Source organism: Arthrobacter terricola, assembly GCF_004354015.1.
GTDB classification, from domain to species: Bacteria; Actinomycetota; Actinomycetes; order Actinomycetales; family Micrococcaceae; genus Arthrobacter; species Arthrobacter terricola.
The window spans coordinates 73,462-94,294 of the sequence record NZ_SMRU01000017.1; the positions used below are offsets into that span (position 1 = coordinate 73,462).

Sequence of the window (20,833 nt, forward strand, 5' to 3'; positions counted from 1 at the left end):
ACAAAGCACCGGTGTCGAACGGGTTTCCCCCCATTTTCCCGATTCGCCACCGGTGCTTTCGCATTTAATGCAAGTGTTCGACGGCGGCACGCGGCCGCCGTCGTGAGCTTGCTTGGGTACCTAAATCTCGAAGGCGCCCACGAGCGGGGCGCCCAAGTGCTGGCGCGCGAATCGGAGCGTCTCGGCAAGCCACTCTTCGCGCTCCCCCGCGGCCTTCGCCTTGCGCGTGGAGATCTCAGCCACTACGGCTCCCTCGAAGCCGCTCAAAGCCAGGTGCTGCAGGACCTCGGCGCATCGTTGGGTCCCGTAGCCCGGGATCAGGTGCTCGTCCTTGCCCGAGCCGGAGCCATCGGTGAGGTGCACGTGCCGGAGCTTGCTCCCCAGCGCACGGACCGCCTCCAGGCTGTTCGCCCCCGCAGTGGCGGCATGCGAGAAATCCCACGTGACGTCGTCGTAATCCTGCCCCACCGGATCCCAGTGCGGGAGGTAAGCCAAGGCCTCCCGGCCGCGCACGCGCCACGGATACATGTTCTCGACGGCGATGTGCACTTGGTACATCGCGGCGATCTCGCGGACGCCGGCTGCGAAGTTCTCCGCGTAGTTCGATTGCCAGCGGAACGGCGGATGGACCACCACGGTGTTGCAGCCCACCTCCCGGGCCATCTGGCAGGACATCTCGATCTTGTTCCACGCCGGACCCCACACCTGCTGCGTCAGCAACAACGTGGGGGCGTGGATGGACACGATCTGCTGGTCGTACCGGTGGCTCAACTGGATGAGCGCATCCGGGTTTTGGCTGGTGGCGTTATTGGTCACCATCACTTCGACGCCGTCGTACCCGAGGTCCTGGGCCACGGCAAAAGCGTCATGGACGCTGAGCGGATAGACAGAAGCGCTGGATAGCGCCACCGGGATCGACGGTATGTCTTCTTCGGAGTGCTCGACGTCGGTGCTCATCTTAGTTGGCCTGCCTCCCTGCGGTGGGGATCGGGACGGACATGGCAGCTTCAGGGGCCGCCGCGCCGATGTTGGCGCCCACGCGGGGCACCGGTACCGCGCCGCCGAGGCCGACGTGCGGGGCCGGTTCCAACGGGCCGTCGAAGATCAATTGGTCCAAGCGGCGAAGGATCAAGCCTTCGCGCAAGGCCCACGGGCAAATTTCCATGCGTGGGTGTTCGAACAGTTCCAAGGCGGTTTCGGCCACCACGGATCCGGCGAAGACTTGCCTGGCGCGCGCATCCGAGACTCCGGGAAGATACAAGCGGTCCTCCACAGTCATGGCCGACATCCTTTGCGCCCACAGCCCCAGGTCCGTGGCGTGGAGTTCGCGCTTGACGTACGGGCCCGCCGCGCTCGGGGCGGCGCCGGCGATGCGTGCCAGCGAACGGAAGGACTTGGACGTTCCCGCCACCAGATTGGCGCGGCCCAGTTGCTTGAATTCCCGCACCACCGGTTTGAGGGTTTGGCGGACGTACTTGCGCAATTCCTTGACGCTTTTGGCCGAGGGCGGATCGTCGGGCAGCCAGTCCCTGGTCAACCTGCTGGCCCCGAGCGGGACGGAGACGGCGAGCTCGGGAAGTTCGTCCTGGCCGAACGCCATTTCGAACGAACCGCCGCCGATGTCCAGGTTGAGGATCGGGCCGGCACCCCAGCCGTACCAACGACGGACTGCGAAGAAGGTCATTGATGCTTCTTCGCTACCGGTCAGTTCCTGCAGGGTCACGGTGGTCTCGTGCTTGACCCTGGCCAAGACCTCGGAGCCATTGGTGGCTTCCCGGATGGCCGAAGTACAAAACGCCAGGAGGTCCTCGGCCTTGTGGCGGGCCGCGAATTCCCATGCTTCGAGGACGAACTCGATCAACTCATGCTGGCCGGCGTCGTTGATGTTGCCTTCAGAGTCGAGGAACTGGACCAGCGACAGGGGCCGCTTATGGGAAGCAAACGCCACCGGGCGTGCGCCCGGGTGCGCGTCCACCAAAAGCAAATGGACGGTGTTGGAACCGATGTCGAGGACGCCAAGACGCATTCTGCCATTATTCCCCGATTCGAAGCATGTGAAGCAAGTACGACTCCCGATTCGTGCCAGTGGGTTGCCGGTTATTCCTGGGGGCCGTCGGCGGCGGCGTCCATAGCGGACTCGGCGTCGGCTTCGTCTGCGCGTTTGAAGTCGCGGCGGACTTTGGCGATGCCTTCCGGCCCCATTTCGAAGCCGTGCTGGCTGCCCGGGTTGATCACGAGGCCAAGCTGATCGCCGATGCTGTCCAGGATCGCCGCCCCACGCGTACCGAGGACGTTCGGAGCAGCTTCGAGGAACTGCGCCTCAACCCGACTCGGGTGGCTGAACACGGCAAGGACGGGCTCGTCGTCGGCGTTTGCCAGGATGAGCGGTTCGACGGCGGCATCGGGTGCATCCAGGGAGTCTGCGCTGAGGATGTAGACCTCGTTGTTCAGGAAGGACAAGATGACGTCCACCGGGTTCGCTTCGGGGAGCCCGGCCTTGGCAAGTTGGGTTTCGAGGTCGTTCAACGGCTGCGATTCCTGGGCGGTTGGCTGTTCAGTCATGCTTCCACTCGATCACGAGTGCCACGGCTGATGCAATTCCTATCCATCCAACCGGCAGTCCGAACGGGAGTGATCCGGCAGCGTGCGTCTAAGCGAGGAACGAGCGAGCACGCATGGGCCCACACCGTCAGGGTTCCCTGGCCGAGCATGCGAGGCTAGGGAGACGGTGGGGAGGATTGCTCCCGTTCGGAGCTCCGTACAACTACTTCTTGGCGGGTGCTTTCCTGGCCGGCGCCTTGCGGGTGGCAGTGCGCTTGACCGGGCCCTTGGCGCGCTTCTCGGCCAGCAGTTCGATGGCCTGCTCGCGGGTCAGCTCCTCCAAGGACGTTGCACGCGGAACGGTGATGTTCGTGACGCCATCGGTGATGTACGGACCGAAGCGGCCTTCCTTCACCACGATGTTCTTCTCCGACACAGGGTCCGGCCCGAACTCAGCCAGAGGCGGAACGGCTGCACGGGCACCGCGCTGCTTCGGCTGGGAGTAGATTTCCAGCGCCTGTTCCAGGGTGATCGTGAAGATCTCCTCTTCCGTGGCGATGGAACGCGAATCGGTGCCCTTCTTCAAGTACGGGCCAAAGCGTCCGTTCTGCACCGTGATCGGGTTGCCTTCGGCGTCCCCGCCCAGGACGCGTGGGAGGCTCATGAGCTGCAGGGCCTCGTCGAGCGAAATGGTGTCGACTGCCATGGACTTGAACAACGAACCGGTACGCGGCTTCGCCTTGACGGGCTTCTTCGGCGGCTTGGGCTTGCCGTTCTTGTAGTACTCCACCGGGAGGGCGGCCAATTGTTCGTCGGTCATCTCGGGGATGATTTCGGTAACGTAGGCGCCGTAGCGGCCGTTCTTCGCGACGACGGTGTGCCCCGTGTGCGGATCCGCGCCGAGGACGCGCTCCTCCGGAGCTGCCGTTTCCATCAGTTCCACGGCTTTGGCGGCCGTGAGCTCATCGGGCGCGAGGTCCTCCGGTACGTTGGCCCGTGCCGACTCCACGACTTCGCCGGTCTTGGGGTCGACAGTGGGGATGGAGCTTTCCAGGTATGGACCGAACTTGCCGACTCGCAGCGTAATGCCCTCGGCGATCGGTACGGAGTTGATCTCGCGCGCATCGATCTCACCCAGGTTGTTGACGATGCTCAACAGGCCGGGATCCGCGTCTTCGCCGTAGTAGAAGTGCTTGAGCCATGCGGCTCCGATGGCCTGGCCGTTGGCGATCTTGTCCAGGTCGCCTTCCATGTCCGCCGTGAACTCGTAGTCCACGTAGTCGTGGAAGTGCTGCTCGAGGAGCCGGATCACCGAGAAAGCGATCCAGCTTGGCACCAGCGCGGAGCCTTGCTTCCGGACGTAGCCGCGGTCCTGGATCGTGGAGATCGTCGAAGCGTACGTGGACGGGCGGCCGATGCCGCGCTTCTCCAACTCGGCCGTGAGCGACGCTTCCGTGTACCGGGGCGGCGGTGAAGTCTCGTGCCCGACGGCGACAATCTCCGAAGCGGTCAGCGAATCGTCCTTTGCCACGTTGGGCAGGCGACGGGCCTCATCGGAGTCGTCGTCGCCGCGGCTTTCGTCCTTGCCCTCTTCGTACGCGGCGAGAAAGCCCGGGAAGGTGATGACCGTGCCCGAAGCCGAGAATTCGGCGTCGCGTCCATCGCTCGCCACCGCGCCGAGGCGGATGGTGGCGGTGGAACCCTTGGCGTCGGCCATCTGCGAGGCGATGGTCCGCTTCCAGATCAATTCGTAGAGCCGGAAGGCGTCGCCGCTGAGCTGGCTCGCCACCTGGGCCGGGGTGCGGAACGAGTCACCGGCGGGACGGATGGCCTCGTGGGCTTCCTGCGCGTTGGCCGCCTTGTTCGCGTAAACCCGCGGAGACTGCGGCACGTACTCGGGGCCGTACAGCTCCGCGGCTTGCCGACGAGCTGCGGTGAGGGCTTCATCGCTCAGCGCCGACGAGTCGGTACGCATATAAGTGATGTAGCCGTTTTCATACAGGCGCTGGGCGATCTGCATGGTGCTCTTGGAAGAGAAGCGTAGCTTGCGGCCCGCTTCCTGCTGGAGTGTCGACGTCGTGAACGGCGCCGCCGGGCGGCGCGTGTACGGCTTGGTGTCCACCGAGCGGACGCGGAAGTCCGAGTTTTCCAGCCCGGCTGCCAACGACGTCGCGAGTTCCTCGTTAAGGTGAACCACGTTCGAGGAGGTGAGGACGCCGTCGTCGTTGAAGTCACGGCCGGTGGCCACCTTGGCGCCGTCCACGGCAGCCAATTTCGCTTTGAAGCTCGCGGATTCGGTGCCGAACTGGCCCGTCAAGTCCCAGTAGGACGCGGCCTTGAACGCCATGCGTTCGCGTTCGCGGTCCACCACCATGCGGGTCACCACAGACTGCACGCGGCCTGCCGACAGGCCCCGGGCCACCTTGCGCCACAGGACCGGCGAGATCTCGTAACCGTAGAGGCGGTCCAGGATACGACGGGTTTCCTGGGCATCCACGAGGGCGCTGTCGACGTCGCGCAGGTTGCCCATGGCGCGGTGGATGGCTTCCTTCGTGATTTCGCCGAAGGTCATGCGATAGACGGGAACCTTGGGCTTCAGGACCTCCAGGAGGTGCCACGCGATGGCTTCGCCCTCGCGGTCCCCATCTGTTGCGAGGTAAAGTTCGTCGGCGTCCTTGAGCTGGGCCTTGAGTTCGGCAACCTTTTTCTTCTTGTCCGGGGACACCACGTAGTACGGCTTGAAGTCGTTTTCGATGTCCACGGCGAACTTGCCCACCGAGGTCTTCTTCAGTTCTGCAGGGAGATCCGAGGGCTGCGGGAGATCGCGGATATGACCGATCGAGGCCTCGACAATGAAGCCTTCGCCAAGGTACTTGGCAATGGTCTTGCTCTTGGCCGGAGACTCCACGATCACGAGTTTCTTGCCGGTTTTTGCCTTGCTGGGCACGGTGCTCCTACAGAAAAAAGAAATGCTTGGGCTGGTGCCCATACTGGCCTAGTTCACCATATTTTGCAGAATCGTGCGCCAAGGGACTAGGTGGTGGTGGGCGTCCGATCATCCGGAATCATCGACCACATAGTAGCGATCCGCACCGCGTCTTCAGGAATCCGGGTGGGATCTTCGAGCTCATATGACCTGATGAGCTCTTGGAATTTTGCCTTGAGGTCCGCCCTCTGGTCCGGGGTCAGGTACAGCAAATCGCTCGACAGGACCATGGCGGCCGCTTCGTTCGCGGCCTCGCCGCGCTGCCGCCGCTCGCCGCGGGCCCGAGTGAACGCCGTCGCCCTCCGCCGGAAGGCATCCAGTTCGAGTTCGACGACGGCGATCTCCGGGCTGGGCGCGTTGCCGCCGGACTTGATGGTGAAGTCCGAACCGGCGGCCTTCCATCGCCTTTCGCGCGCGTCGCCTTCATTGTCCGCCGCGGTGACGATCCCCCACTTCTGGAGGGCCCGCAGGTGGTAGCTCATGGCGCTCGGGGTGAGGCCAGTCTGGGCTGCCAGCTCGGTGGCCGTGCGGCTGAGTTGCGTGGAGTAGAGCTCGGTGATGACCTCGAGCCGGGCCGCATGCGCAAGCGCGCGGATGGCTTTGGGGTCGGTGATCTCCACCGTTTTCTCGGGCCGTCGCCGGCGTTTCGGGGTGGCCAGCCCGTTTGATTCATTCACTGGATCAGCTTATCCGTCAGTCGGCGTCCGTTACCTCGGGCAACAGGAAACCGTCCCGGACCAGGTTGGCCACATCTGAAAGCAGCCCGGCGCGGAAAGCGTCGTCGTCGAAATCGTCCCCACCACCCAACAACGCGGACAAGGCGCCGATCAGCTGCCCAACCGACAATTCGCCGTCGCACGCTGATACGAATCCGGCCAGCTCGGTGCTCAGCAGGTTCGTCCGGCGCAGTCCCGCGCCTTGGCGCAACAGGATGACGCCGGGATGCTCGGCGCCCGGGCGCTGGTGGCGTTCCTCGGTGACGTCGTCGGCCACCACCAAGTGGGCCTCAACGAGATCGTGGGCGTCCAGCCAACCAGTGCGCTCGATCGCGGCGGCCAAGTGCGGACCGATCGGTTGCTCGATCGGGTAGGTGATCTCCTCGAAACGCGTCGACCCCTCCCTTGAATCGTCCGCAGGGCGGCGCAACCAGATCATGCCAAAACCGACAGCCTCGACGTCGCGCGACGCGAAATCACTCAAGTACGCGCCGTACGCATTCCGGTATAGCTCGCGGTCGCGGCCTTCGGAAGCGTCCTGCAGCCACGTCTCGGCGTAAAACTCGGGGCTCACCTGTTCCCGCTGGATGAACCACGCGTCGGTGCGGGACTGGGTGTCGTTGCCGGACTGGGCGTCGGTGTGGGACTGGGCGAGCCAGGAAGCCGGCCGTTCGCTCCATGCACTGCCCGCTCGAACTTCCCAGTTTCCGAGCATCTGGGCCGTGCCTCCCGGAGCAAGCACGTCCGGCAACGTACGGACCAGTTGGGCGACGATCTCATCGCCCGGCAGTCCGCCGTCGCGGTAGGTGAACTGATCCGACGCTTGCTCACCCTCAGTCCGCGGAGTGATGACGAACGGCGGATTGGACACCACCAGATCGAAGGTCTCACCCGCCACCGGCTCGAGAAGTGAGCCCAGCCTCAGGCTCACGCGGGATTCTAGGTCCGCTGGATCGAGGCGCAAGGCATCCGCGTTGAGCAACAAGTTGAAACGGGTGAACGCCAGAGCCCGCTCGGAAATGTCCGTAGCAGTCACATGCTCACTGTGGTGGAGGAGATGGAAAGCCTGTATTCCGCAGCCGGTCCCGAGGTCCAGCGCACGCTTCGACGGCCTTCGGATGGTGGTTTGCACGAGTGTGGTGGACGCCTGCCCGATGCCCAGGACGTGATCGTGCCGGAGCACGCCGGGCTGCTGGTGCGCGGCCAAGTCGCTCGCGACCCACAGTTCGACCCCTTCTGCTTCGTCTTCCTCCGGGACCCCGCCCCAACCGTACGGCCGCAGGTCCACTTTGGCGGCGACAGCACCGCCGTCGTTCTTCACCGCCAGGCCGAGCTCGACGAGTCCCGCCGTACGGGTCCGCGGCAACGCGGCGTCGATATCGCCGTCGCTTTGCGGGACCGCGAGGAGCCACAAGCGCACGACGACGGCGAGCGCGGCTTTCGCGCGGTCCGTCGCCGCACCGGGGGTGAAGTTGTGCGGTTCGGTGGCGATCAGCGCCGGGATGATCTGGTCCCTCGCGAGCGCGGCGTTCGCGGACTCCCCAAGCAGTTCCGCGACTCCGTCCAAGGTGTACCCGACATTCCGCAGGTCGTCCGCAAGCTCACTGAGCAGTTCGGGGAGGTCGCTGCGGGGCGCATCGACGGCTGCGGGAGTGGTCCCCGGGATGGTGGGCGTTGCGGGTTCGGTCACTGTGCAAGTCTATGGTGCGGGTCCGACGGTATTAGTGCGGGGACTGGCGCCGCTGGCCGGCCGACGGCTTGGCGACCTGCTGCGAGCGGGTAGCGTTAAACCATGGCTTTTCACCTTTCCACCTGGCGCCGCGCTGCGCTGGTCGTCGTCGGCGCGGGGTCTCTTGCGTTGACGGCATGTGCTCCGTCAGTTTCGGTCGATAACGCAGATATCCCCGCGTGGAAGGCGACAACCATCCCCTCCGCTCCCGGAGTCGTCTTTGAAGACTCCGGAAAAATCCCGAACCGTGATCCCGTGAGCAAGGGGATGCCGAACATCGCCGTCGGTACTTATACCTTGACCGTCGCGTGCGACGGCGGCGGCAAGGCCTTCTTCGACGTGTCCGTTTCCGGCAAGCAACTAACCGAGGCCGGAGCTGCCTGCAACGGAAGCCGGGAAACAGCCCGGATCAAGATCACCTCGGCCGGCCCGCTGAGCATCAGCGCGAGCAGCGTGGACGCCCCGCTGATCTACGCGTACCAGCTGGTGGCAACTCCCTAGCGCGGGGCGGGGTTAAGCTGCGCAACCTTGCGGGCAGCGCAAGGTTTCAGGGCTCGACGCGCAATCAGCGCAGTACAGCGTGAGGTTGCGGCAGCTCGGGTTGGAGCAGTTCTCGAACTTGTTCGTGGGCGCTTGGCACCGGACGCAGGCGCCGATGGTTTTGGCGTCTTCGCTGAACTCCATGTGCATGCGCTTATCGAAGACGTATAGGGACCCCTCCCACAGGCCTTGGTCCTTGTAGGTTTCGCCGTAGCGGACAATACCGCCGTCGAGTTGGTAAACCTCCTTGAACCCGCGGTTCACCATGAGGCTCGAGAGGACCTCGCAACGGATACCACCCGTGCAGTAGGTGACCACCGGCTGGTCCTTGAGGTCGTCGTACTTTCCGGAGTCGAGTTCCTTGATGAAGTCGTGAGTGGTGGCGACGTCGGGAACAATTGCGTCCTTGAACTTGCCGATCTGTGCTTCGAAAGCGTTACGGCCGTCGAAGAACTTGACCTCTTGACCGGCGGATTTCTTGGCCTCGAGGAGGTCATGCAGTTCGTTTGGCTTGAGGTGTTTTCCGCCGCCGACCACGCCGTTTTCGTCCACCTTCAACTCGCCGGGCGCACCGAAGGATACGATCTCGTCGCGGACCTTCACGCTGAGACGCGGGAAGTCTTCGGCGCCGCCTTCGGACCATTTGAAATCAATGCCGTGGAAGCCTTTGTATTCCTTGGTGGTCTTTACGTATTGCTTGACCTTATTAAGCTCGCCGCCCACTGTGGCATTGATGCCATCCCGGGAAATCAGGATTCTTCCGGTCAAACCCAGCTTCTCGCACAGGGCACGCTGCCAGAGCCGCACCGCGTCCGGGTCCGCGATCGGAGTAAAGCCGTAGAAGAGAACAATCCTGTTTAAAGCCACGAATCAAGGGTACTTGGTGGCTCCAAACCGGCATGTTGAACGGACGTTCGCCCCTCTAAGTGTTAATGGAGCTGTTACTGACGCCCACTGTTGATTCCAAGACTGCTGACATAGTCTCTCTACATGAGCCATGACGCCTTGGTTGAAGACATCACTCAGCTGTTGGACGTATGGGTAGCCGGCTGGGCCGGCTCCCGCGGCTACCAGACGCAAAGGGAAGGCCGCTTCCCTGCCGCGCTGCGCGCGGACAAGACAGGCGAATGGGAATACTTCGCCCACGACCCTTCGGAAGCCGAATTCGCTGCCTTGGCTGCGAAGACTGCCGAGGCGGAAAGCCGGATCCTGACCATCCTGACAAATGACGTTGCGCGCTACACGGAGCTGGCACGCCAACACCGGCTTAACATCACCTCCGATTCCCAAACCATGATGATCGTGGACATGCGCACGCAAGATGCGGAAGACCCGTGGCTTTCGGACGATGACCTCAAGCTCAAGACGTCATCCAAGAAGGGCGTCCACTACGCAGTGGTGCATGCGGGCGATGAAGTAGCGGCCAGCGGCCAGGTATTCGTGGTCAAGCAGACAGCCGTGTTCGACAAGATCGTCACGGAGCCCAACTTCCAGCGCCGCGGCCTTGGAAGCTTCATCATGAAGGCCCTCGCTGCAAAGGCTTTTGAGCACGACGTCGAAAGCGGGCTCCTCCTGGCATCCTTGGACGGGCAGCACTTGTACTCGCACCTGGGGTGGAAAGACGTGAGCCAGGTTCTGATGATGTCCACCAAGCCGATCGAGGAAACCGACCTGTCCTTGGCATAGGGCGCACCGGGCTTTCCGTTTCGACGGTTCCCTGCGCACAAGCTGTTCGCCACCATCGTTTGCGCAGGGAACCATCGAAACGGGCGAGAGCTTGGCTTTGGCACTGGGCCGATGATCGTCGGTTTCGCGTGCGATGACAGAATGTTCTGGTGAACGCGACTGAATCCATGATCTCCCTGCTGGGCAACAGCCCGGACCCGGAGCAGTTGCGGCATGTCCACACCATCCCTGCACGGCAGGCGATCCACGAAGCGTGGCCGGAGTGGGTTCACGCGGACATCGTGGACTCCTACGGCAACCTGGGCATCCAGGAACCGTACCGTCACCAGATTGAAGCAGCCGACATCGCCCATTCCGGGCAGCACGTGGTTATCGCGACAGGCACAGCCTCCGGGAAGTCGCTCGCCTACCAGCTGCCCGCGATCGACGCGATCCACCGTTCGGAATTGCGGGTGCTGTCCGAGCCGGGCAAGATCCACGACGACGGCGCCGTCACGCTCTACCTCTCCCCCACCAAGGCGCTTGCGGCAGACCAACTCGCGGCGATCCGGGCTCTGAAGCTCCGTACGGTCCGGGCGGAAACTTACGACGGCGATACCGATCAGTCCCAGCGCCGTTGGATCCGTGATCACGCCAACTTCATCCTTGCCAATCCCGACATGCTGCACTTCGGAATACTGCCGAACCACACGTGGTGGGCGCGGTTCTTCCGTCGGCTGCGGTATGTCATCGTGGACGAGGCACACAGTTACCGCGGGGTGTTCGGATCCCATGTGGCCAACCTGATGCGCCGCCTCCGGCGAATCTGTGCTTACTACGGAGCTGGAACCTCTTTTCCTGAGCCTGTATTCATCGCCGCTTCTGCGACAGCTTCTGATCCTGGCGCATCGTTTTCCCGTCTTATCGGTGCCCCCGCACGCGAAGTTTCCCAGGACTGCTCGCCGCACGGATCCACCACCGTGGCCTTTTGGGAACCGGCCCTGACGGACCTCAAAGGCGAAAACGGGGCCAAATCCCGGCGGACAGCTGTAGCGGAGACGGCCGACCTCCTGGCAAACCTGGTCTCCTCCCGCGTGCGGACGATTGCCTTCATCAAGTCCAGGCGCGGCGCCGAGACGATTTCCTCCATTGCCAAGCGGCTCCTCGACGAAGTGGACCCCAGCCTCCCGCAACGGATTGCGGCCTACCGTTCGGGTTATCTTCCCGAAGAACGGCGGGCGCTCGAAAAGGCTTTGCGCTCGGGTCAACTGCTCGGCGTCTCCAGCACCTCCGCGTTGGAGTTGGGGATCGATATTTCCGGGCTCGACGCTGTTTTGGTGGCAGGCTGGCCCGGAACAAGGGCTTCCCTCTTCCAGCAGATCGGCCGCGCAGGCAGGGCCGGACAGGATGCTGTTGCGGCATTCGTTGCAAGCGACGATCCCTTGGACACATACCTCGTCAACCATCCAGAGGCGATCTTCGACGTATCGGTTGAGGCGACCGTCTTTGACCCGGGCAACCCGTATGTCCTTGGTCCGCATCTGTGCGCGGCGGCGGCCGAACTCCCGATCGGTCCAGGCGAGCTTGAACTGTTCGGCCCCACAGCCGAGGGCATCCTGAACCAGCTCGTGGACCAGGGATACTTGCGGAAACGGCCAGCAGGCTGGTTTTGGACGCACCCGGAGAGCGCCGCCTCCATGGTGAACCTGCGTGCGGACGGCGGCGGACCCGTAAGCATCGTCGACTCCGAAACAGGGTCATTGCTTGGCACGATGGATTCGCCGCAGACGCACTATCAGGCGCACACGGGAGCCATCTACGTCCACCAAGGTGACAGCTATCTGGTTGAAGACCTGAACGAAGAAGACCACTGCGTGATTGTTCGGCGAACCAACCCCGACTACTACACGACAGCGCGGGACGTAACCCAGATCGAGGTGCTGCAGACCCTCCGTTCCGTGGAATGGGGCGATGTCTCCGTCCACTTCGGAGAGGTGAAAGTAACAACACAGGTGGTCTCCTTTCAACGGAAGGCTTTGATATCGAATGAGGTCCTTGGAGAAGAGCCCCTCGAACTGGGGGCGAGGGATCTGTTCACCAAGGCCGTATGGTTCGTGGTCCACAACCGATCGCTGACAAACGCCGGCTTGATCGAGGCACAATTCCCCGGCGCGCTCCATGCAGCGGAACACGCCGCCATCGGCCTCCTCCCCCTCGTGGCATCAAGTGACCGCTGGGACATTGGCGGCGTCTCAACAGCACTCCACGCCGACACGGGAGTCCCCACGATCTTTGTGTATGACGGCCACCCTGGCGGTGCCGGCTTTGCGGAGCGCGGGTTCGAGAAGGCGAAAGTATGGTTGACCGCAACAAGAGATGCGATCAAAGCCTGCGAGTGCGACAACGGCTGCCCCTCCTGCGTTCAGTCCCCCAAATGCGGCAACAAGAACAATCCCTTGGACAAAGCTGCTGCTGTCACCCTGATCAATGTGCTCCTTCGGGACGCCGTTTAGGAACCGGGCCCCGAGCCGGCCTTGAGCAGGCCCCGAGCCGGGTTCAGTGGCACGCCGTGGGGACTCGGTATGGATGCATGATCCGGATGGGCCGAGCCCCACGAGCGTGAATGACGAAATGTAGCTGTGCCAATTCATCACGGCACTGCAGAACCGGTAGTCCTTAGTGGAAGTCGCGTTGGTAGTCGCATTGGTGGTCGCGGGCTAGGCGGCGGGCCTGTCTGTGGACGGCCCTGGCTGTTCCGGCCATACCGCGGGCTAGGGCGGTGGACCGGCACGTGCACGGCCGGTAGCTGCTGCGACCATGCCGCGGTCCACGCGGGTTGTGACGTCCACAATCTCACCCCCGCTCACGGCGCAGTTCGCCAGCGATGCTCCGTGCCGCACCGCTGTTTCGCCGGCGATCGTGCAAGGATCTCCGGTTGTCAGCCCGCGGGCCGCGTCAGCTCCGGCGAGCGCCGCTAGATCCGCGGCTGAGGCTACGCGGTGGGCGACGATCGCAGCTTGGGCGAGCATGAGGGCTGCTCCCATGCAAATCATGACCACAAGGCCCAAGGCGAGAGCCAAGACCGTGCCCGCCCCGGCCTCTCGGCAACGTGTGTGGGCAAGCTGGCCGCAAGCGTGGACGCGTTGACCGCAGGCGCGGGCGACGCCACGAACGTGGTCACGTTCACCGCAGGTGTAGATGCGTTGGCCGCGAGTGTGGGCGCGGGCGATTTCGGCCCTCACGCCGCACTCTCTTTGACGAGTGGTTGAAGACCTGCGACGGACCCGGGGCCATTGAAGTCAACAGCGCCAGCACCTGTACGAGACATAGAGCCTGCAGCCCCTTGCGGCATCTCGACCTTTGCCGACGCCACTGCGGAAAGCTTCCACGGAATAAGCGAGCCGAGCGGACCAGCCACTTTGGCGGAGACGGTGACTACGATCCATCCTCCGTCCTCCGCGACGATCGTCGAGGCCGCATCGCCTGCAAGTTTTCGGACAATGCCTTCCACAGCCGCATTTCCGTCTCCGCGGGCAAGTGCCCTGGCACCGGCTTTGGCAGCCTCCTCCAATCGAAGCTGCGTAATTCCCGCAGAAGAACCCGCCAAGAGCAGCGCCAGAAGGAGCAACACTGCCGGCAATGTAACAGCGAACTCCGCGGTCACCGCCCCGAGATCCGGTGTGGCGCGTGACTTGCGCCGACGAACCAGGTTCCAGCGCGAGAGGCTCGGGCGTTTCGGACTGCGCTTGGCTGCGAGCCACGTGAACTGGCGACGCCACACATCTTGTGCTGCTCGTTTCACCGGATGCGCCGCTGATTTCACCGGTTGGTCCGCTAGTTTCACCGGGTGCCCAGGCAGTCTCACAGGGCGCGGTGCGACTGCGACCCAATCCGCATGCCCTTTCACTTGGGTCATGGCAGCGAGAGCGCGCTGCGAATGAGGTTGAGGAGGAATCCGCGTACTTCCTCGGAGCGAAGGATGACTACCAGGAGGCCGGCAAAGCCCACCGCCGCGAGGGTGGCGATGGCATATTCCGCTGTTGCCATTCCAAGCTCGGATCCTGTGAGGCGTTCCTTCTTTGGCTTCGGGTCCCTTGCCTTCCGGTCCTGCGGCTTCCCGTTCTTCGACCGCCGTGAGCGGGCGGAGTCTCCGTGGAAGGTGGTGCCGCCGGCGTCGTCGCCTGAATGCGTACCGCTGGGCGGCATCCCCTCCGTCCTGTCCCCAGGTACCGGAAAGAGCTCGTGTACCTGAGCAAGCGCGGGGGTGGCGGATTCAGCGTCCCCGCTGCGGGTACCGAGGCCCTCCCCGCGTGCTTCCGGACCCGTTTTTGTCCGAGAACGAGGGGCTTGGAGCAGGGCATCCGTTGTGCTGTTCATGTCAGTTCCTTTCGTTGGATCCGGGCTTGGTTGCCGGCCGTACTTCGACTCTTCCGTTGCGGCTCGGTCTTCAAAAGAACCCAACTTCCCTAAGTGGAAAACTCGTCATCGATGCGCTGTGTGGAGGACAACTCGTGCTTCCGGCAAGTGAGAACCCGGCAACGCGAGCTATCAGCAAGGACGACATCTATCCGTCCGGAAGCATCGCCAGGAGCACCGGAACCACACCAAGACAGATGAATGCCGGCAAGGAACATAGGCCAAGTGGGACAACCAGCTTCACTCCAAGGGCAGCAGCCCGCTTTTCCGCCGCCCTGAATTGTTCCCGGCGGAGGCGTGCTGCCTGGGCGTAGAGGATCGCCGAGGAGGGCGCACCCGTCAGTGCAGCGAAGGTGAGCGCGTCCTTCAGTTTGCTTGCCTCTAGGCTTTGTTGCGCTGAACTCCGCCAGGCGGTCTCCCAGTCGGTCCCTATGTCCAGGGCGGATACGACCGCCCGGAGGGGACCGCCGATCTGTTTGGCCGCGCAGTGGGCAATCAAGTCGAGCGCACGTCCGAGGCTTGCCCCCGAATCGAGCATTGCGGCCACTAGTTCGAGCATCATGGGCACGTTTCGCAGCTCTCCCGAAGCAGCCGGTGGCTCACGGGTTTGAACCGATACCGGGTGCCGGGAGTTCCCCGCTTCCAAACCGCGTACGTCCGGCGGAAAGGCCAGTATCCGGAGGGCCGTTCGGCGTCGGATCCTTCCGGGGTTTGCGAATACGAGAATTACTGCGGTAGCCAAGACAACGGACAGTACAAAAGCAGCAAAAACCGAATCCATTACCGACCACCTGCTGCGACACGCACCAAACGCGAAGACCACACCCTGCCCGCGATCGTCAGGACGATCCCACCGGCAAGGGCCGCCCACCCGACGCCGTTGGCCAGCAAAATGCTGAACGGGTCCACACCTAGCAGCAGTCCGAGCGCGAGTCCGAAAAGTGGCAACCAGCTCAACAAGCGCACTGTGGCTTTGGGACCTGCGAGCGCTGTTTGCCGTGCGTCGTCGGCATCGTCCTCCGCCTCGAGCTGGGAGGCGAAACGCGTCAGGACGTCGGCCAAGGGACAACCACTCGCCTCAGCAACATCCAGGCATGCGGCGAGCTCTCCCCAAACCCTTCGATCCACCGGGCACCGCTGCAGAAGATCCCCGCTGGCAGATGTCCTGATGGCTTCTGCAACGGATGTGCCCATCATGGATGCCGCCCTGGCTGCCGCGAGGACCTGGAGCGATCCAGGCGTCAGCGCGGCCGGTTCCGGTCCTGCTTCGCGCGTGCCGTGAACCGGCTTCGCACCGTGCACCATCCACAGCTCGTCCCACAGCTTCGACGCCGAGCGGCCACCGCGCAGCAATGCCGACAATTGCTGAACAAGCGCTGTGAGCGGCAACGGTTCAACGCGGGCGCGCCTCCGGAACCTGATCGCTTGCGAACGCGGCTCGGCAGCCGGCAGCAGGGCCTGCGCCGTCCTTCTCCGGAGCTGGCGTGAAGGCTGGAAAGCCACCCACACCGCAGCTCCAAGGGTGAGCGTGAGCAAGCCGGTCATGCAGCAGCCCCCAGGGGGCCGCGGCGTGCACCCAAACCTTGCAGTTCGCCTTCGCCATGGTGCCCGGAGTCGTGCGATCCGCTAAATGGCTCCGGCACAAGCTCCGGATCGACCCCAAGGCGACTTGCGAGATCCCGCCATGCCGGACCTGCGACGGCAGTACCGGAGCGCAGTTCAACGGCGGGCACCACGGTTTGATCACTGGTGCCTTCGGCCAATAATCCAATGCAGGACACACGCCTGCCATTTGCAGTCCGTTCCACGTGGACCACGGCGTCCAGCGCTGTTGAAATCTGCAATCGGATAGCTTCTTGGCTGAGGCCGGCAAGCGCGCCCAACGAGACAAGCCTTGCCGGGACGGCGGCCGCCGTGTTGGCGTGGATCGTCCCGCCGCCACCGGTATGGCCGGTATTGAGTGCCGTCAACAGCTCGCGGACCTCGGCTCCACGGCATTCACCGACAATCAGCCTGTCCGGACGCATCCGAAGCGCTTGCCGAACGAGCTCGCCGAGGTCAAGGATGCCACCTCCTTCAAGGTTCCCGTGCCTGGATTCGAGGGAAACCACATGGGGATGCACAGGATTCAGTTCCGCTGCGTCTTCTATCAAGACAAGCCGTTCTTTGGGATTGCTCAACCCCAGGAGCGTCGACAAAAGTGTGGTCTTTCCAGAACCCGTGGCGCCGCTGATGAGGAAGCTCAGCCTTCGCCGGACCATGGATTCGAGAATCTGCTGCACCGGCGCCCCGAACATGCCGCTGGCTCGAAGCTCGTCCATGGTGAACACCTCTTCACGCCGAATACGCACGGACAAGAGTGTTCCGGCGGTGGAAATCGGCGGAAGCACCGCGTGCACCCGGTAGCCCCCGCTGAGGCGAACATCGACGCAGGGCGAACCGTCGTCAAGCCGCCGACCACCTGCCGCGACCAGCCTGCCAGCGAGTGCGCGGACTTGGGATTCCCCCTCGAAATGGATGGGGGCGCGTTCCAGGCCCTGCCCCCGGTCGACCCACACGGAATCAGGGCCGTTCACGAAGATGTCAGTCACTGCGACGTCCCGAACCAATTGTTGGAGGGGACCCAATCCGCTGAGTTCGGCACTGATTGATTCCACGGCTGCAAGGGCGCCGGCGGTTCCGAGCAGACGCCCGGTGGCATGGACCGCCTCGGCAACCCGCGACGGGGTAACCGGGCGGGCATCGGACATGACTTCCTCCCTGACAGTCTCAAGGAGTGCGGCGTCCAGTTGCCGGGGACGGCGTCGGCGTCCGGGGAATCCTTGGCTGCTCACTTCGCTCGGTCGTCGAGCAGTTGAAGGACGGAAGCCGCAAAGCGACGCACTGCTTTGCGTTTCCCGAATTCGAGGAGTTGCCCAAGCTCGGCTGCCCTGGAGGCCCCTCGGAGCTCAGGGAGCACACCGAGGAGAGACAGGCCCAGGGATTCGGCCACCAGAGTCCCGTCAAGAGCCGATTCGGCGTCCCCTCGAATGACCAAGGACAAGTCCACCGGAGGTAGCTCGTGGAGGAGCCGTGCTGATGCAACAGCGGCGCGGAGCTGGGCACGGGCCACCACGAGGATCCTGTCGCAGTCCCACGCGAAACCGCCGATCGATTCGGTTCCACGGCCGATGTCCACGATGACGAGTTCAAAGCCGCGCCTGGCTGAATCCAGCATTGCGGTGACCGCTTCGGGGTCGGCGTCGAGGGGACGGTCCCTGCTGCCTGGCCATGACAGGAAGGAAAAGCCACCCGCGACCGGCAAGGAATCGCTGAGCCTGGCGGAGCCGATGCTGCCGCTCGCACCGGCGAGGTCGGGCCAGCGCAGCCCTGGGACGTCTTCCGCGGCGAGGCAAAGCTCAAGGCCCCCGCCGCGTGCATCGCCGTCCACGAGCAAGGTTCTGACCCCATGACCTGCGGCTTCCTGCGCCAACCACACCGCGGCCGTGGAAGCTCCGGCTCCGCCGCACCCTCCGATGACTCCAAGTACCAGGCCTCCCGGGTCAGGGGTTTGCGATGCGTTGAGGAACTCGGCCAGCCAGGCCGCGGCTTCGGGCAGCACAGCGACGCGCTCCGCACCGGTTGACGCGGCCAATTGCCACAAGGAATCACCTTCCCCGTTGAGGCCAAGCAGCACCGAAGGCGCACGACGACGCGGCGGAACTTCGAGGACGTCGCTCCCCAGGAGAACAATGCGCGCGGAATCCCATACCGGCAAGGCCTCGGAAGAGTCGGGTACCGTCCGGAGTCCTGCCCCGACCGCTGCCGCAACTCTTTCCGTCTCAGCTTTCAACCGGGAATTGGCAGTCACGAGCAAGACTTCGCCGGAATCGACCGGGACCCAGGATTCCTCCGATCCGGGTTCCCACCCACGACCAGGGGACCTGCTCCGACGCTTGCCGCGGTCATGGACCGGTGCAGTCCGCACTGACCTGTGTGCCCGCGGTGTGGCGGTCCCGTCTCGGCTGCGCCGGGACCGGGATTCTTCAAGAGTGAGGCCGGTCGCTCGGGGTTCGACGTCTCCCGCGACGCGGGGTTGGTTCCGAAGGTGATCACTCTGCTGTACATGTTGGCCGCTCATGAAGCCACTGTGGCCGAGCGCGCCATGCGCTTGAAGGCCCCATCTTCCGTATGTGGACAAGTCACCGGAAGTTGCGCTGTGGAGGAACTGCCATCGAAACCCGCACACGCCCTCGGAAACCCGGACCGCATCCGTCCGCAACGTGCAGGATTCCGCAGAATTGCAAGGCACAATTGTGACCATGTATTTGCTGCTCGCCGCCCATCCCGACGGCGCAGCCATACAGGAAATCACCGCCGCCGGAGTACCCGCCGGGGAGCCGCGCGTCGTAGCGCTGGCCGAGCTGGCCGACGTCGTACGCGTTCTGGAGGAAAGGCACCCGCGCTGGGTTTGGAGCCGGACGCAGGACTGGTACCCGGCGCTGCTCAACGCGGGAGTCGAAGTGGAGCGTTGCCACGATCTCACACTGTGCCGGGCCATCCTGGTCCATTCGGAATTCACGGCCCACACCGCCTACGCCCGCAATGCCGAAAAGCTGACCCAGGACGATGACGCCGTCCCTCCGCAGCGGGCCCTTCAGGCTGCCCCGGCACCGGCCGACCAGGACGCGCTCTTTGACGACCTCGCTCCACGCGCTGCCCAGCCCAGCCTCGACGATGTCCGTGACGAGTTCGCCGCGCAGCAGCAGGCACTTGGCCAAGCGTCCGTGGAGGACCGCCGTCGGCACAGATTGAAACTGTTGCTGGCAGCAGAGTCGGCGGCTGCCATTATTGCCGCCGAAATGCAGTTCACCGGAGTGCCGTGGCGGGAACAGTTGCATGAAGGGATCCTGGCAGCCTACCTGGGTCCGCGCCCGCCGCTTGGCCACCGTCCCGCCAGGCTCGAGACCTTGTGCAACGAACTCCGGACGATGCTCAACACCCCCGCATTGAATCCGGATTCACCGCAGGATCTCATCCGCGCCCTGCACCGGAACGGCATCGAAGTGAAGTCGACGCGTCAGTGGGAACTCAGAGAGTCGAACCATCTGGCAATCGGGCCGCTTTTGGAGTACAAAAAGCTTTCCCGCCTGTTCACGGCGAACGGTTGGTCCTGGCTCGACGCTTGGGTCAGCGGCGGGCGTTTCCGCCCCGAGTACGTTGTGGGCGGGGTGGTTTCCGGCCGTTGGGCGTCCAGGGGCGGCGGGGCCTTGCAGATCCCTCGCCAAATCCGGGGCGCCGTCCACGCCGATCCGGGATACAAGTTGATCGTCGCGGACGCGTCCCAGCTTGAGCCGCGGGTTTTGGTGGCGTTGGCGCAGGACACGAAGATGGCCGAGGCTGCGCGGGACAAGGACCTCTACGCGGGTATCGCGGCCCAAGGCTTCGGCGGCGACCGCTCGAAAGCGAAGATTGCGCTCCTCGGTGCGATCTACGGCGCTACGACGGGCGAATCCGGCCGGCTCATGCCCCAGCTCACCAGGACTTATCCGCGCGCCGTCGGCTTTGTTGAGCAGGCAGCCCGCGACGGCGAAGCCGGCCGAACGGTGACGTCGCGGTTGGGTCGTAGCAGCCCGCCGCCGTCGGAACGCTGGATACGGAGCCAGCAGTCGACGACGGCGGAGGAGCAGCGCCGGGCGGACGCCATCGCGCGTTCGCGCGGCCGTTTCACGCGGAACTTTGTGGTCCAGGGTTCCGCCGCGGACTGGGCCTCGTGCTGGCTGGCCGAACTCCGACGGCGGCTCCGCGGCATGCGGGCGAACGGCTCGGGCACGGGGGAACTTGTGTTTTTCCTGCACGACGAGGTGATGGTCCATGCGCCTGCCGACTCGGTGGAGCGATGCGTCAAGGCGATCGAAGAGGCTGCCGCCGCCGCGAAGGAGCTGCTGTTCGGACGGATTCCCGTGGAGTTCCCGGTGAGCGTCGCGGTGGTCGATTCATACGACAAGGCAAAATAGGCGCCTTTGACCACGAGGACCGTAGCTTCGGGTGCAGCGGAATGCGAGTCATATGGCGGAATCGAAGCTCGTATGACCGGAAATGGTCACATACTCCAAAGTAACTTCAGCCAGCCCCATCATTCTGGATAGTCTCGGTTCATGGCGTTCAAAGTGAGGGACGCCACATTCTAGGACACTATACTTCTAGGACACAGTGCAAAGACGCACTCACCGTGCGGGCAAGATATGAGGGGGACAGCAC

General features: G+C 63.9%; 18 protein-coding genes. 4 read left to right on the forward strand and 14 right to left on the reverse strand.

Annotation, left to right across the window (positions count from 1 at the left end; translation table 11 throughout):
• Positions 1-120: 120 nt before the first annotated feature.
• The 6 genes from E1809_RS15050 to E1809_RS15075 form a co-directional block, all read right to left on the reverse strand.
• Entirely contained in the window at positions 121-957 is an 837-nt protein-coding gene (locus E1809_RS15050; protein WP_133205055.1) for a sugar phosphate isomerase/epimerase family protein, read from the reverse strand.
• 1 nt (position 958) lies between these two features.
• The gene (locus tag E1809_RS15055) at positions 959-2,026 is read right to left on the reverse strand and encodes a Ppx/GppA phosphatase family protein (RefSeq protein ID WP_235835610.1); all 1,068 of its coding nucleotides are present in this window, start codon (positions 2,024-2,026) and stop codon (positions 959-961) included.
• 71 nt (positions 2,027-2,097) lie between these two features.
• Positions 2,098-2,562, reverse strand: a complete 465-nt coding sequence (locus tag E1809_RS15060; protein WP_133205056.1) for an SseB family protein — start codon at positions 2,560-2,562, stop codon at positions 2,098-2,100.
• Between the two features lie 202 nt (positions 2,563-2,764).
• Positions 2,765-5,488, reverse strand: coding sequence for a type I DNA topoisomerase (topA, locus tag E1809_RS15065; RefSeq protein ID WP_133205057.1), 2,724 nt, complete (start codon positions 5,486-5,488; stop codon positions 2,765-2,767).
• Positions 5,489-5,574: 86 nt separating this feature from the next.
• A complete protein-coding gene (locus tag E1809_RS15070) occupies positions 5,575-6,204 on the reverse strand; it encodes an ArsR/SmtB family transcription factor (protein WP_133205058.1) in 630 nt (209 codons plus the stop codon).
• Between the two features lie 16 nt (positions 6,205-6,220).
• A complete protein-coding gene (locus tag E1809_RS15075; RefSeq protein WP_235835611.1) occupies positions 6,221-7,933 on the reverse strand; it encodes a DUF7059 domain-containing protein in 1,713 nt (570 codons plus the stop codon).
• A gap of 102 nt (positions 7,934-8,035) precedes the next feature.
• Here E1809_RS15075 and E1809_RS15080 point away from each other — a divergent pair, with 102 nt between their 5' ends.
• On the forward strand, positions 8,036-8,473 hold the full coding sequence (locus tag E1809_RS15080) for a hypothetical protein (RefSeq protein ID WP_133205059.1): 438 nt from the start codon (positions 8,036-8,038) through the stop codon (positions 8,471-8,473).
• 12 nt (positions 8,474-8,485) lie between these two features.
• Here E1809_RS15080 and trhO read toward each other — a convergent pair whose 3' ends face one another.
• Positions 8,486-9,379, reverse strand: a complete 894-nt coding sequence (gene trhO, locus E1809_RS15085; protein ID WP_133205060.1) for an oxygen-dependent tRNA uridine(34) hydroxylase TrhO — start codon at positions 9,377-9,379, stop codon at positions 8,486-8,488.
• 123 nt (positions 9,380-9,502) lie between these two features.
• Here trhO and E1809_RS15090 point away from each other — a divergent pair, with 123 nt between their 5' ends.
• Positions 9,503-10,198: a GNAT family N-acetyltransferase gene (locus E1809_RS15090; RefSeq protein ID WP_133205061.1), complete on the forward strand. Its 696-nt coding sequence runs from the start codon at positions 9,503-9,505 to the stop codon at positions 10,196-10,198.
• A gap of 167 nt (positions 10,199-10,365) precedes the next feature.
• Entirely contained in the window at positions 10,366-12,690 is a 2,325-nt protein-coding gene (locus tag E1809_RS15095) for a DEAD/DEAH box helicase (RefSeq protein WP_251600171.1), read from the forward strand.
• Positions 12,691-12,948: 258 nt separating this feature from the next.
• Here E1809_RS15095 and E1809_RS27745 read toward each other — a convergent pair whose 3' ends face one another.
• The 7 genes from E1809_RS27745 to ssd all read right to left on the reverse strand — a co-directional run bounded on the left by E1809_RS27745 (position 12,949) and on the right by ssd (position 18,443).
• The gene (locus tag E1809_RS27745) at positions 12,949-13,419 is read right to left on the reverse strand and encodes an Rv3654c family TadE-like protein (RefSeq protein ID WP_268908700.1); all 471 of its coding nucleotides are present in this window, start codon (positions 13,417-13,419) and stop codon (positions 12,949-12,951) included.
• Positions 13,416-13,979 carry a TadE family type IV pilus minor pilin gene (locus E1809_RS15105; protein ID WP_235835612.1) on the reverse strand — a complete coding sequence of 188 codons (564 nt, stop codon included), beginning with the start codon at positions 13,977-13,979 and terminating at the stop codon, positions 13,416-13,418. The genes E1809_RS27745 and E1809_RS15105 overlap by 4 nt, the downstream gene beginning before the upstream one ends.
• Before the next feature lie 110 nt (positions 13,980-14,089).
• Complete coding sequence (locus E1809_RS27420; RefSeq protein ID WP_235835613.1) at positions 14,090-14,554, reverse strand: DUF4244 domain-containing protein; 465 nt, start codon at positions 14,552-14,554, stop codon at positions 14,090-14,092.
• A gap of 187 nt (positions 14,555-14,741) precedes the next feature.
• Entirely contained in the window at positions 14,742-15,374 is a 633-nt protein-coding gene (locus tag E1809_RS15115; protein WP_133205064.1) for a type II secretion system F family protein, read from the reverse strand.
• Positions 15,374-16,138 (reverse strand): type II secretion system F family protein, encoded by a 765-nt coding sequence (locus E1809_RS15120; protein ID WP_165962332.1) that lies wholly within the window; start codon positions 16,136-16,138, stop codon positions 15,374-15,376. Before E1809_RS15120 ends, E1809_RS15115 begins: the two co-directional genes overlap by 1 nt.
• Entirely contained in the window at positions 16,135-17,343 is a 1,209-nt protein-coding gene (locus tag E1809_RS15125) for a TadA family conjugal transfer-associated ATPase (RefSeq protein ID WP_235835621.1), read from the reverse strand. Before E1809_RS15125 ends, E1809_RS15120 begins: the two co-directional genes overlap by 4 nt.
• Before the next feature lie 80 nt (positions 17,344-17,423).
• Positions 17,424-18,443, reverse strand: a complete 1,020-nt coding sequence (ssd, locus tag E1809_RS15130) for a septum site-determining protein Ssd (RefSeq protein ID WP_235835614.1) — start codon at positions 18,441-18,443, stop codon at positions 17,424-17,426.
• Positions 18,444-18,894: 451 nt separating this feature from the next.
• On the opposite strand from ssd, the gene E1809_RS15135 reads away from it, so the two are divergent.
• Entirely contained in the window at positions 18,895-20,589 is a 1,695-nt protein-coding gene (locus tag E1809_RS15135) for a bifunctional 3'-5' exonuclease/DNA polymerase (RefSeq protein WP_133205107.1), read from the forward strand.
• Positions 20,590-20,833 lie beyond the last annotated feature (244 nt).